Genomic DNA, 14,057 nt, shown 5'->3' on the forward strand with positions numbered 1-14,057 from the left:
CACAGATAACACTTGAAAAATCTCAACTTTGTCTTATCTTTTTCTCAAATTCTTCTCATAATTTTTTAAACATTTCATACAATATATGGGGTGAAATCTATGTGTGGTATTATAACAATTTGTAATTATACGAAACATTTACTTGATTATGATGAGAAAATCATGACAATGACAAAACTTTTACACAAACGTGGTCCTGATCATATGGGATATTTTATGACACCCCATTGTTTAATGGGACATACACGTTTAGCTATTATTGATTTAAAAAATGGACACCAACCAATTCTTTATACGCATCATGACCGTACTTATCGCATGACTTATAATGGAGAAATTTATAATATGACAGAAATCAAAAATCAATTGATTGAACGTGGATATACATTTCAAACAATGAGTGATAGTGAGGTTATTTTAGCTGCCTATATTGAATATCAGGAACATTGTCTTGATTTATTGGAAGGAATTTTTGCGTTTGCGATAGATGATGGTGAAAAACTCTTTGCTGCTAGAGATCCTCTAGGTGTTAAACCTCTTTACTATACCTTACAAAATGGAACTTTGGTTATTGCCAGTGAAATCAAAAGTCTTTTAAGTTATCTTGGTCAAGCTATCGTTGATGAAAAGGGTGTGAAAGAACTCTTAGGATTGGGACCAAGTTTAACACCAGGGCATACAGTTTATAAAAACATTTATGCCTTAAGACCTGGCTATTACCTCTATTTTCAAAAAGATATACAGGTTCATTGTTATTGGAAATTACATGATGCATCACATGATGAAGATTTACCAGAAACCATTCAACATGTTCGTCATCTTGTCATCAAAAGCATTCAGCACCAATTATTAAGTGATGTCCCTTTATCAACAATGTTGTCAGGTGGATTAGATTCCAGCATTATCACGGCTGTTACATCTCAATATATCCACCCACTTTCCACGTATAGTGTGACTTATGAAGATCAAAATAAATATTTTCAAGCCTATGATTATCAAACAACAATGGATGATGAATATATTCATCAGATGGTCACACGTTATTCAACTCATCATCATTCTATCGTTTTAAAACAAACTGATTTAATTGAAACTTTAAAAGAATCTTTGATTGCTAGAGATATGCCAGGAATGGCAGACATTGATGCCAGTTTTTTACTCTTTTCAAAAGCCATTGCCAAAGAAAATAAAGTGGCATTATCTGGAGAATGTGCAGATGAAATTTTTGGTGGTTATCCTTGGTTTTATAAACCAGAGCTATACCAATTACCATATTTTCCATGGATGCGTGACTTAGATCAAAAACTTGATATGTTTAATGATAAAGTTCAAAAATTACATTTAAAAGATTATATTATTCAACGTTATCAAGAAACATTACAAGAAATTCATACTGATAATCGTAAAAAACAACTCATTTATTTAAATACACAATGGTTCATGCAAACATTACTCACACGTGCTGATAGCCAAACAATGCGTGCTTCTTTGGAAGTGAGAGTTCCATTTGCATCGACTGAAATACTACAATATCTTTACAATATGCCTGAAGAATATATGTTTTATAAAGGAGAAGAAAAAGGTATTCTTCGTCAAGCTTTCGCTGATTTTTTACCTGAAGATATTATTCATCGTAAAAAGAATCCTTATCCTAAAACCTATTCTCCTCTTTATGAACAACTTATTGAAGAAAAATTAAAAGAATCCCTTAAGGATCCTTCCAATCTTTTATTTCAATTTTTCGATAGACAAAAACTTGAAAACTTCATTCAAACACATGGTCAAAGTTTTTCAGCGCCTTGGTTTGGACAACTGATGATGGGTCCACAACTCATGGCCTATTTCTATCAAATCTATCTATGGGGGCAAATTTATCATATTCAACTTGAATTTTAAGCAGGGCATCCTGCTTTTTTATATATTTTCTTCATAATAGGAATGTGGATGCTCCTGCAAATAAGAATCAATAACCTGTCGTCCAAGATCAGGATAATTGGTAATTAAGCCACTGACTCCCATATCTAAATATTGACGCATTTTCTTTTCATCATCCACTGTCCAAACATAAATAGGAATCATCTGAGAAATCGCTTTTTGAATCAAAGAAGTACTCGCTCGACTTTGTTCAATAGCGAGAAAATCAATATCCATACTCCATATACTTGCATCAATATCACCAATACTTCCATAAATGCAATAGCCTACCCACCAATCGGGATAAAGACGATGCAAATAGGCAACAGTGGGATAATGCAATGACATAAACATGGATTGTGAAGAAAATTGATATTGATTGACAATTTGACTAACCTGATCAATCATTTCTTGATAGTTTTCATCATTTGGTTTTAATTCAATCAATAATTTGATATGAAGGTGCTGTTGTTGTATTTTTTGAATCAAATGTTCTAAAGTCACAGGATGTGCTGTCATTTGTGATGATTTTAATGTCACATCTTCAAATTGTGTAGCTGTTAAATCTGCCACTGGTGAAGAACTATCGGATAATCTAGACATTGTTGTATCATGATAAACAACAGGAATGCCATCTTTTGATAACTGGATATCAATTTCAGCAAAATCTCCACCGCATATTTTGGCATTTTCAACCGCTTCAAAAGTATTTTCAATAGCATAACCAGAACCACGATGTCCTATCACATATGGCTTGTGGAGTCTTAAATCCTGATGAAAATAGATAATAGCCACAATTCCAACACATATAACACAGGCAATTTTAATATATTTTTGATAAGTTTGAATCCAATGTATTTGTGATAAACTTTGCTTAAGACTTGCTAATGTTTCTCCTGATCCTTTTTGAAAACGTGTTAAGAATTGTTGCAAATGTGAAGTATCCATATCTAAATCTTGGATTGTTTTTATTTCTGTTTCATATTGACAAAATAGTGAAATCAGATAATTCAAAAAGAAAATCATTCCCAGCATTGTCAATAAATAAATCCCAATATATTGTAAAACACTATAACGAAAAGATGTAAAATGAATAAAATATTTCAAAAAATAAATATTAAAATCACGATTATGTAATAATGGATAAGTTAACATACCCATGATTCCATTTTCTACCACAATCCATACAATCATTGATATGAGTAACATTAATTTTTGTTGAATCGTTACTTTTTTAAGTAACAACCATCCTTTTTGAATAGCCTGAATAAAAGAAATACGCTCTAAAGAAAGATATAAAGGAACAAATATCGTTATAATGAACAAGCTATAATAAAGAAAATAAATAAGAAGAATTAAAAATTGACCACTCTGTGTTAATTGAAGTTCACCAAAAATAAAAGCTGGTATATCCCATCTTGGTACATAATTATTAATATATCCTACATGCACCAGTGGCAACAATAATAACATATATAAACCACTTAATAAAAATGTTGGTTTATGAATATTTTTAAGATTTAAAAAGCTCTTTAAAACGATTTCTTTGAGTTGATATTTTTTTGTTGATGTTCTAAAGTTATGATTTGAATCACAACATATAAATTATAATAAATTAAAAACATCATTGCTAAAAGAAGAATCAATAAAATAATAATTCCTTGAAATGATAAAAATACTTCTATCATATTTTGATTAAATGCAATACTTACTGAAACCTTTTTTAAATATTCTTTTAAAACTAATCTTAAAAGAGGACTGAAAGCAAAGAGGATGATAAGTTTGTATATTACAGTAAATTGTAAAATATTTTTCACTAAAGAACCATACTTTTTCATATTCACTCATCATCCCCTTTTCCCTCTATCATACATAATCTTCTAAGTTTGTCAAATCTCTTTTCCAAAAATAATATTTATAAATCAAAAATGTAACTATGGTACTCATCAAAGCAATATAAAATTCAGGATAACAAAGTTCTAGACTTAAACTGAAATTAAAAGCTCCAGAAATTGTTAAGATATGCCATGTGAAAAATTCATAAATTTCCATTGCTAATAATCCTATTAAACCAATACAACTTAACATATAACTGGTATGTCCAAAATGTGTCCATATTCCGACAAGTGTCAAGATGATACATGTCACTGCAATGGGATTGTCCATTAAAATAAATCCCGATATATCCTGTATTCCCTTTTGTCCACCAAACCAGGACATAAACATCGTTGATAAACTGATTATAAAAATGATTGTCATAGCTATTTTTCTTTTCATATTGATCACCCTATCATAGTATAGTGAATTGAACTGAAAACTTTCTTAATAAATTCTTAATATTTTATAAAAGAAAACAAGACCATTACTGATCTTGTTCCTGTTTTAATCTTTCTTGTTTATTTTTCTGTGTCTTGATAACTTTTTGACGAGAGAATTCTTCACGATCTTTTTCATCTAATGATTCACTAATAAATTTCACTGTTCTTTCAAATTCAGGAATAGAAATGTTTTGTAAAGCATTCGCACGTTTTTGTGTCTTACGAATAGCATTGGCTAAACGATACACAGCATTTTCTATTTCTGCAAGTTTAACTGTCAACTCTTTAACATGATAGAAACAACGATAAGCATAATCCACTTTAGAGTTAGCTCTTTCAAAACCATAACCTAAACGAAGTGGTGTCTTTTCATAATTGACTTTTGGAATTTCTACTCCCATAACACTTCGATAAGTTACACTTATTCCTTCGTCAATAGGTACAGCCTCAACAATATCACTAATAATACCTAGTGACATATTGGCTTCTTGAAGAGCATAATATGCTTTTTGATAAGAATCAGTAATATCATCTCTAATCAATTTAACATCATCTAATAAATTCATCATTTCCTTGATGAGAACATTTCTTTTTTATCCATTAAGTCATAACCCAAATAAGCAAGCTCTAATGACTTTTTGGTTGCGATAAGATTTCCTTTCGTTGGAAAGACTTGATTAGCCATTATCTACTGCCTGTTGTAACTCTTTAATCATTGTATCTTCTTGAAGATCAAATTGAGCTACTGCTTTTTCATGATCGTAGAATTGTTCTAATACGGCATTATCAATACGATCCAATTCATTTTTAGGAAGAACTGATAATAATGTCCATCCTAAATCCAATGTTTCTTCAATAGATCGGTTTGTATTGAAGCCTTGATTAAGGAAATGTTGTTCAAATAAACGTCCAAATTCCATATATTTTCTATCCACTGGTGTTAATTCATCTTCACCAATAACTGATGTCAATGATTTAACATCCTGGACATGTGCATAAGCAGCAAATAACTGGTTAGATACATCTGAATGATCTTTTCTTGTATAACCTTCACCAATACCATCTTTCATCAAACGTGAAAGTGATGGAAGAACACTCACTGGTGGATAGATACCCATTGAATTCAATTCTGAATCAAGTGTAATCTGTCCTTCTGTAATGTATCCAGTTAAGTCTGGTACAGGGTGTGTAATATCATTGTTAGGCATTGTGAGAATTGGGATTTGTGTCACTGAACCTTTGGCTGATTTAGAAATACCAGCTCTTTCATATAAAGAAGCTAAGTCAGAATATAAATATCCTGGATAACCTTTACGTCCTGGAATTTCACCTTTACTTGATGAGAATTCACGTAAAGCTTCACAATATGAAGTGACATCTGTATAAATAACCAAAACATGCATATCATGTTCATAAGCCAAATATTCAGCGGCAGTTAAAGCACAACGAGGTGTTAATGTACGTTCAATGATTGGATCATTAGATAAGTTCAAGAACATGACAACTCTTTGCATAACGCCAGCTTCTTCAAAAGAACGTCTGAAATATTCAGCAACGTCATTTGTCACACCCATTGCGGCAAAAACAACTGCAAATCCACTACCATCATCATCTTTAACTTTGGCTTGTTTAACAATTTGAACAGCTAATTGATTGTGTGGTAACCCTGAACCAGAGAAAATTGGTAATTTTTGTCCACGAATCAATGTTGTTAAACAGTCAATAGATGAAATACCTGTATTAATATAGTTTCTTGGATAAACACGTGCAACCGGATTTAATGGCTGACCATTAATATCCATAGATTTTTCAGCATAAATATCACCAAGTCCATCAATTGGTTTTCCTGCTCCTGAGAATACACGCCCTAAAATTTCTTTAGATACAGGAAGTTCCATTGGATGACCTAATAATCTTGTTTTTGTATTAGCAAGAGATAAAGAGTTTGTTCCCTCAAAAACCTGAACAACCACTCTTTCTCCTTCAATTTGAACGATACGTCCTAAACGAGTTGAACCATCTTTTAATTGTAATTCGACCATTTCGTCATATGAAGCATCTTTAACATGATCTAATACGACTAATGAACCATTAATTTCGCTCAACCCTACATATTGTAGACTCATCACTTATTCCTCCTTTAGTCAATAGATGCAACTGCTTCATCAATTTCTTTATAATAATTATCAAATAAATCTAAATTATTATTTGGAACATCATATTTCATTTTGACAACACGATCAAAAATACCTGTTTCCAAAATCAAACGAATTGGTTTTCCAGCACTGACAACTTCTTTACCACGTTTGTATAAGTATAAGATAACTTCCATCATCTTTAACTGTTTTTCAAGTGGTACATAAGTATCATCAGGATGGAAAGCATTTTGTTGTAAATAACCAACACGCACAAGTTTAGCAACTTCGATCACTAATTTTTGATCATCAGGTAAAACATCAGAACCCATTAATTTAACGATTTCCATTAATTTTGTTTCTTCAGCTAAAATACTTGATAATTCCTGACGATCTCTTAAGAATTTAGAATCAACATTTTTATTGAACCATCTTTCAAGATCAGGCACATATTCACTATAACTTTGATTCCAGTTAATCGCAAAGTAATGACGCGCATAGGCTAAGGCTTTATCTAATGCCCAGAAAGTACGTACGAAACGTTTTGTATTTTGGGTTACTGGTTCAGAGAAATCTGATCCTTGTGGTGATACGGCACCGATAATTGTCACTGAACCTTTTGTTCCATTTAAGTTATTCATATATCCAGCACGTTCATAGAATTGTGATAAACGTGATGGCAAGTATGCTGGGAACCCTTCTTCAGCAGGCATTTCTTCCAAACGTCCAGAAATCTCACGTAAAGCTTCTGCCCAACGAGAAGTTGAATCCGCCATGATGGCAACATGGTAACCCATATCACGATAATATTCAGCAAGTGTAACTCCTGTATAAATAGAAGCCTCACGAGCAGCTACTGGCATGTTAGACGTATTAGCAATTAAGACTGTTCTGTCAGTTAAAGGTCGATTTGATTTTGGGTCAATCAATTCTCTAAATTCTTCAAGAACTTGTGTCATTTCATTACCACGTTCTCCACATCCCACATAAACGATAATATCGGCATCACACCATTTTGCTAATTGGTGCTGAGTCATTGTTTTTCCTGTACCGAAACCTCCAGGAATCGCTGCTGTTCCCCCTTTTGCAATTGGGAACAAAGTATCAATAACACGTTGTCCAGTTACAAGTGGCATTGAAATTGGTAAACGTTTTGAAACTGGTCTTGCTTGCTTAATTGGCCATTTCTGGGTTAAAGTACATTCCACAATTTGTCCATCTTCAGTTGCAATTTTCATCACCACATCATCAATCTTATATTGACCAGATGGCGCAACTTCAATAACTTTTCCTTTTGTATAAGGTGAAACCATACATTTATGCGTAATTAAGTCTGTTTCAGGAATTGTTGCATAAATATCTCCACCTTTGACTTCATCGCCAACTTTAGCAACCATTGTCACATCCCATAATTTATCTTTATCCAATGGATCAACATGGCTACCAGTAGGAATAAAAGCACCAGATTCTTTCGCAATTTCTTCTAGTGGTCTTTCAATTCCATCGAAAATATTTCTTAAAATCCCAGGCCCTAAAGTTACAGAAATAGGTTGCCCTGTTCCATAAACTGGTTCTCCCGGCTTTAATCCTGTTGTTGTTTCATAAACCTGAATTGTTGTAAGTTCTTTTTTAATAGAAATAACTTCTCCAATCAATCTGGCATGACCAACATAAACCATTTCTAACATAGAAAAGGCATTTGTATCTTTGACTGTAACAACGGGACCATTGATTGAATAAATTACATTTTCATTCACACTCATACCTCCCGTTTCTATCTAATAATTAATCCAGAATTTTTATTAAACCATTCTCTTTGATTATTTAAAGCAAAATCTAATGTTTCATCAACCACTAAAGAAGATGCTTTATTTTCAAGAATAAATCCACCAATCGTAATATCATCACTAGCTTGAACTTCAATATCTTGTCCAAAAGCTTTCACAAAAGCAGCTTTATGAGCTAAATCCTCATGAGATACATACATGATAGATTGTGAATCTTTAAAGTTATCAGCAACACGTTGAATCTTTGCTTCTACAAAAGGCATATAATCTGCACTTTTCACAAAAGCTTTTAATTCATCACGTGCTTGATCAAAGATGTTTTTTACATATTCATCTCTTTTTTCAATTAATTTTTTTGTTCTTTCAATATGACTTTCAGAAATTTCAGCAGAAGCATTAGAACTCATTTCCTCTTCTTCTTGTTTCAATTTTAAATCAGCATCTTTTTTAGCTTCAGCTTTCATTGATTCATAAGCTTCTTCCTCAAGAGCTTTCACTTCATTTAAAATTGCCTGTTCTTCACTTTTTGCTTGTCTTTCAATTTCATCTTTCATATAGAGAAATACTTGATCAATATTTTGCATAATCTATCTCTCCTATAATTTCACTCCGATAGCTTCAGATACATAACCATCAATTGTTTCACCAATTTTAGAATTACCATGACGGTCAGGTATTTCAGTAATGAGTGGTTTTTGTTGTTTTAATTTTATCTCAGATATAATATCTGGACACATATCAACTAATTTTGTAGTGACTAAGATAATGGCAATAGATGAATCTTTCATCTTTGTCTGTAATATTTCAAGAAAATCTTTTCTTGTATGCACAACCACACCTTCAATACCTACAAGTCTTAGTCCTATTAATGTATCAATATTATCGCTGATTAAGAAAAATTTCATATAATCAGACCTTTCTTATAAATATTAAGCTAAGTTGTTGATAATTAAGATTGAAATTAATAACCCATAAATGGCAACCCCTTCACCTAAGGCAACGAAAATCAAGGCTTTACCGAAGTTGTTATCATTTTCAGAGAAAGCTCCAATTGCAGCAGGAGCTGCAGCTGCAACGGCAATACCAGCACCTAATGCAGAACATCCAGTTGCTAATGCAGCAGCGATAAATCCCATACCTTGAGCAACTGTACCAACAATAGAAGCACCTTCCGCTGCAAATGCTGAACCCATAGATAAACATAAAGTTAAAGCAACAGCTCCAAAGAATCCTCCAATATGAGTGAATAAACGCCATTTTGCACTTTCTTTACTTACTTTAGAAGTAAACATTTTTACTAATGGTAAAGATAATAAAACAACAGCAATAGCAGGTAAAATAAACATCATTAAATTCATAATTTTTTCCTCCAAATATTTCTTTTTATTTTTCTTGAATTGATGTAAAAGGTTTTCCTTTTCCTTCATAGTAACGTGAGAACATTTCATAGAACTCTAAACGTAAAACTTGGATACCAACAATCATACCTTCCAAACACATAACAAAGATATTTCCAATAATCGCAACTAAAATGTATCCAAAATTAATGATTCCAGGTCCTCCGGCAACCATTTCAGCCAATGTATAAACAACCATCATCATCCCGGCATGTGATAAGACGAATCCCCCAACACGTAAGAATGACATAGTATTGGCAATAAATGTCAACATAACTTCAAATAATTCAAAGAAGGCTTCTGTAAAGAATGCTCCAAATCCATGTGGGAACATTTTTTCTCCTTCAAGTTTATGACAAAGTGGTTCTTTTAAGAAAATCATTACGATTGGCATCGCAATCAATAAGACGATATAAATAGGACCACCTAATGGTAAATTCAAACCAACAAGCATATTGGCCACAAGTAATAAAACAGATACATAGAAAATAAGTCCTGCCAAACCATTTTGAGAGAACAACATTTCTCCCCAATGTTTCTTTTTCAAATTTAAGAAAATATTAAATGCGATAGAAATAATAATCAAAACAACCCCTGTCGCAATGGCAGCCATTAATAATGTCATCGTATTTTCTGTTTCCATCGGCAAAAACATCGGTTCCATAAAGTGTTCAAATAATGCTTCACTACCAAAAATAGAACCAAAAACAAAACCAAAGATAGTACTTGAGATACCTAAACGCATTCCTACAGCACCTAATTGCATACCTTTCCATTTATAGAAGAAGTATCCTACTAGTGACAACACAATCCCTTGTCCAACATCACCAAACATCATCCCAAATAAGAATGTATAACTGATAGCGACTAAGTTTGTTGGATCAAAGTCTGTATATGATGGAACACCATACATTTCCACAAACATTCTAAATGGTCTTGAGAACCAGTTGTTTTTTAATTTTGTTGGTGGTGTTAAACGAGAATCGCTCATAGCTGAACTGATTTCTACTTTCACATCATCCAACTGTTCAAAATCTGCTTGAATCTTTTTAGCATCTTTTTCTTCAGCAAAACCATAAACGGCAGCATTTTTACCAAACACAACAACATATTTTTGTGCATCATATGTTTCATTTAATTTTTTAGAAATAGAATAAATATGATTCATTTCTGTTAAATTTTCATTAAACAATTTTTCAATTCTTTGATCAAGAACTTGAATATATTGTTTGGCTGTGTCATCTTCTTCTTTTAAAACTGTTAAAGCTTCTTTTGGTTTTCCATGAACGAATTCAGGAATATGAATACGTTCAAAATACAATGAAGAAAAGATGTTATCAATTTCTGGCGCATTATCAGCTGTTGCAAGATAGCTACAATAAGTTTCTTTTGTCCCTTTATGTAGAACTTTAAATAAGAACTTCTGTTCACCATAATATTTCAACTTATCTAAATTCACAGTTGGTAAACGTCCAAAACGAATTTGTAAATATTTACAAGAGAATAATCTATCAAAATCAATATTTGCATCAATCATATGTTCTAATTGTGAAATTGTTGCTTCATTCTCTTGAATCATTGTTAATAAATCTTCTTTTGTTTTTTCAATTTGTGCAGCTTTTTCTAATACATCGCAAAAGAATGTATCAGCTTGGATAATGTTCATTCTGACATTATCCACATCAGCACTCTTTAATTGAATATGATATTTATCCCTTGCCTCTTCCATTCTTGCAATTAAATCAGCATAAGGATTTTCACGATTTAAAACCGATAACCCTTGAACTGAATCAGCAAATCTAGAAGCAGACTCAGGATGAAAATTATCAAGATTAATAAGCTTTAATAATACAGCATCATATTGCTGTGCGGGAAACTCAATTTCCACAAGCTTTAATTTTGCTATTGCCATATATTTCTCCCTTCCTTATACTGCTTTTTTCTTTAAAATTGATTTTGCAAAAACAAACACAAGGCAAGCAACAATCACAATAGCAAATGGCATAAATGGTAAGTTAAGATGTGCTTCATAAACACAACCAAAATATACCAAAAATGCATACACAATAATCAAACCACAAATTCCCTTCATTGAAAGGACCTTTTCCATTGCGGAATTTTCAAGATACATTTTTTTAAATGATCCTATTGTATATGTTCCAACAATGAGAAGAAGTATACCATCAACCAATTTATAAATTGTTGAAAGTGGTAATGCTATTGCTGGATAGAGGTTTATTGTATAGAAAACATCTCCATAAATAAGTCCTCCAAGCAGTGTCGCTACACCTAGTGAAAGAAGTAAACTTCCCATTTTTTCTTTCTCATAAGAAGTCCAAGCAGTGCTAATACAGCTCCAACTCCTAAGTCCCCCAAAAAGATAATAAAGATAACATAATAAAGTGAAGCGACTGCAATTGTTGTATCAATTTTATCCGATTGTTTCACTTTACTTAATATCTCAAACGGTTTGACAATTTTTGCATTATGCACAACTGTTGGCGCAATAATTTCCTGATGATCTAAGATATCAGCAGGTAATTCTTGATATTCCATTCCTCTGATATGCTTCAACATATTTTTGAACTCTTCTATCAAACGTTTTGGAATAAATCCATAAATTGCACATTTACTTTGATAATCAACCACAAAGACTTTAAACGATTCAATTCTTTGTAAGAATAAACCTGTCGCATATAATTTCAACAAATCAACTTTGTGTGTTTCTCTTAAAATTGTCATTTTTTGATCCATACGTAAAATATATTCTTCCATCGCATGAACCTCTTCTTCTAATTCCTTCTTTGCATCATCAACTTTTCCATGTACAAATGAAGGAATCTCAATTTCTTCAAACCCTAACGCTTTAAATATATTGTCAACTTCTAACATTAAGTTATTTGTCACAATATAACAACAATAGACATAATGACGATCTTCACCTAATTTATTAAAAATAAATGGTCGACCTTCATAATGTTTAATTTTATCAAGATTTTGTCTATGAAAGCGTCCAAATCTCGCTTTAACATATTGACAATCTAATAAATGATCAAGATCAACTTCACTGAGTGATAATCTTTTTAAGATTTCCAATGTTTTTTCATTCTCTTCTTTTTCAGTTATTAACTGATCTTGAACATCCTTGATTTTTTTGATTTCAGCTTCTAATTCACTTAAATATTGATTTTCTTTTTCTAAATTCAATGTTTTATCATAAGCTAAATCTTTATTCAAATCCAACTTCATATCAGATGCAACCTGAATCAAACGATCCAATAATCTTGTATAAGCACTATCTTCAACTAATGCATGTACGTCTTTTACATTATTAACAATCTTTGAAGCAGGTTGAGGATAAAAGTACTTGGAATCTTTAAGTGTAAATAAGACTTGATCTAAATCACGACGATCAAAAGTCATATTTAACAACATCATTTCTTCTATAGCCATATCTTGTCCCCCTAATAGATCAGCATCGCTTCTATCTGACTCGGTGCCTCTCCATATCTTAAACCTTCAATAATATGTTTAAGATTATCAATTTCTACTTGATATACAATTTTATATGTCATATAAACCAATGCACTGTCTGTTGAAAATCTCATGAAACGTCGTGCTAAATTATATCTGATTTTCTCTGTATAGTATTCAATATACACAAATTCATGATCATCAATATATAATTTATAAGGTGACTCAGATAATTTTCTTAAAAACTCACTGGCATCCTTTGTTTCAATAAGCTCAAACATAACACTTTTTGGAATACGACTATATTCCATAAATAATGTTTCTCTAATTTGATCTGGAGTTGCATTGAAATATTTCTTTAGACGATATATCTTTGTAATATTCTGTAACTCTATAGATGTATTGATCATTGTTAATAAATCTTTACGTTTTTTTCCTTTATACAGCTTATTAACGACATCAACATACTCAGCATAATAAATATGTTTTAATTCTAACTCTAATAAGTTTGAATCAAATCTTTCATCTTCTTCAGGTTTATATTTCAATAATGTACTATAATACTTTGTTCCTTTTAATAAAAATAACAAACTATCATAATCATTAATAGCTAATAAACCATAGAGATCAAAACTAGCATATTTATTTAAATAATCCGGAATTTCAATTTCATACCCTGTGTAGTAATCAGATACAATTAATCTGGCTTTTGTCAAAATCAACTGAATCTCTAATTCCATCACACCTAAGCGATAAAATGCTAATTCCTTTTTAGAAGCAAACCGCATCAAACGATCAAGTCTTAGAAATATTTCTTTATTCAATAAAGTTTCTAATTGACCACGATGAATATTGACTTCTTTTAAATCAGCTAATATACCACTATAAGCTGTTTCGCTTTTTAAATAAGCAACTAAATCATTAATGCTTCTTCTTTTCAAAAGCTCTTCATAATTTTGCTCTGTTAATCTACGTGAATACATAGAGCGTGCTTTTGCTAGAATCGCATTTGATGAAAAAGAACTCATACGC

General features: G+C 31.7%; 12 protein-coding genes and 2 pseudogenes. 1 reads left to right on the forward strand and 13 read right to left on the reverse strand.

The window, feature by feature from the left end; genetic code table 11:
• Window positions 1–99: 99 nt before the first annotated feature.
• Window positions 100–1,896: an asparagine synthase (glutamine-hydrolyzing) gene (gene asnB, locus NMU03_RS03590; protein WP_290141324.1), complete on the forward strand. Its 1,797-nt coding sequence runs from the start codon at window positions 100–102 to the stop codon at window positions 1,894–1,896.
• Between the two features lie 18 nt (window positions 1,897–1,914).
• Here asnB and NMU03_RS03595 read toward each other — a convergent pair whose 3' ends face one another.
• The 13 genes and pseudogenes from NMU03_RS03595 to NMU03_RS03655 all read right to left on the reverse strand — a co-directional run bounded on the left by NMU03_RS03595 (window position 1,915) and on the right by NMU03_RS03655 (window position 14,053).
• Window positions 1,915–2,949, reverse strand: a complete 1,035-nt coding sequence (locus NMU03_RS03595; protein ID WP_435372943.1) for a glycerophosphodiester phosphodiesterase family protein — start codon at window positions 2,947–2,949, stop codon at window positions 1,915–1,917.
• Window positions 2,935–3,752: pseudogene (locus NMU03_RS17545) on the reverse strand (glycerophosphoryl diester phosphodiesterase membrane domain-containing protein); the annotation flags it as partial. The pseudogene NMU03_RS17545 and the gene NMU03_RS03595, both read right to left, overlap by 15 nt.
• 28 nt (window positions 3,753–3,780) lie before the next feature.
• Window positions 3,781–4,191 (reverse strand): hypothetical protein, encoded by a 411-nt coding sequence (locus NMU03_RS03605; RefSeq protein ID WP_290141325.1) that lies wholly within the window; start codon window positions 4,189–4,191, stop codon window positions 3,781–3,783.
• A gap of 85 nt (window positions 4,192–4,276) precedes the next feature.
• Window positions 4,277–4,917: pseudogene (locus NMU03_RS03610) on the reverse strand (V-type ATP synthase subunit D).
• Window positions 4,910–6,358, reverse strand: coding sequence for a V-type ATP synthase subunit B (locus NMU03_RS03615; protein ID WP_290141326.1), 1,449 nt, complete (start codon window positions 6,356–6,358; stop codon window positions 4,910–4,912). The pseudogene NMU03_RS03610 and the gene NMU03_RS03615 overlap by 8 nt, the downstream one beginning before the upstream one ends.
• Before the next feature lie 14 nt (window positions 6,359–6,372).
• Window positions 6,373–8,124 carry a V-type ATP synthase subunit A gene (locus tag NMU03_RS03620; protein ID WP_290141327.1) on the reverse strand — a complete coding sequence of 584 codons (1,752 nt, stop codon included), beginning with the start codon at window positions 8,122–8,124 and terminating at the stop codon, window positions 6,373–6,375.
• A 17-nt stretch (window positions 8,125–8,141) separates the two neighbouring features.
• On the reverse strand, window positions 8,142–8,738 hold the full coding sequence (locus tag NMU03_RS03625) for a V-type ATP synthase subunit E (protein WP_290141328.1): 597 nt from the start codon (window positions 8,736–8,738) through the stop codon (window positions 8,142–8,144).
• A gap of 12 nt (window positions 8,739–8,750) precedes the next feature.
• Window positions 8,751–9,059 (reverse strand): V-type ATP synthase subunit F, encoded by a 309-nt coding sequence (locus tag NMU03_RS03630; RefSeq protein ID WP_290141329.1) that lies wholly within the window; start codon window positions 9,057–9,059, stop codon window positions 8,751–8,753.
• A 24-nt stretch (window positions 9,060–9,083) separates the two neighbouring features.
• Window positions 9,084–9,512, reverse strand: a complete 429-nt coding sequence (locus NMU03_RS03635; RefSeq protein ID WP_290141330.1) for an ATP synthase subunit C — start codon at window positions 9,510–9,512, stop codon at window positions 9,084–9,086.
• 25 nt (window positions 9,513–9,537) lie between these two features.
• Window positions 9,538–11,463, reverse strand: a complete 1,926-nt coding sequence (locus NMU03_RS03640) for a V-type ATP synthase subunit I (protein ID WP_290141331.1) — start codon at window positions 11,461–11,463, stop codon at window positions 9,538–9,540.
• A 15-nt stretch (window positions 11,464–11,478) separates the two neighbouring features.
• A complete protein-coding gene (locus tag NMU03_RS03645) occupies window positions 11,479–11,865 on the reverse strand; it encodes a hypothetical protein (RefSeq protein ID WP_290141332.1) in 387 nt (128 codons plus the stop codon).
• Window positions 11,841–13,004 carry a V-type ATP synthase subunit I domain-containing protein gene (locus NMU03_RS03650; protein ID WP_290141333.1) on the reverse strand — a complete coding sequence of 388 codons (1,164 nt, stop codon included), beginning with the start codon at window positions 13,002–13,004 and terminating at the stop codon, window positions 11,841–11,843. Before NMU03_RS03650 ends, NMU03_RS03645 begins: the two co-directional genes overlap by 25 nt.
• Before the next feature lie 11 nt (window positions 13,005–13,015).
• Window positions 13,016–14,053 (reverse strand): V0D/AC39 family V-type ATPase subunit, encoded by a 1,038-nt coding sequence (locus NMU03_RS03655; protein ID WP_290141334.1) that lies wholly within the window; start codon window positions 14,051–14,053, stop codon window positions 13,016–13,018.
• Between the last annotated feature and the right edge of the window lie 4 nt (window positions 14,054–14,057).

This window comes from Allocoprobacillus halotolerans (assembly GCF_024399475.1).
GTDB lineage: Bacteria > Bacillota_I > Bacilli_A > Erysipelotrichales > Coprobacillaceae > Allocoprobacillus > Allocoprobacillus halotolerans.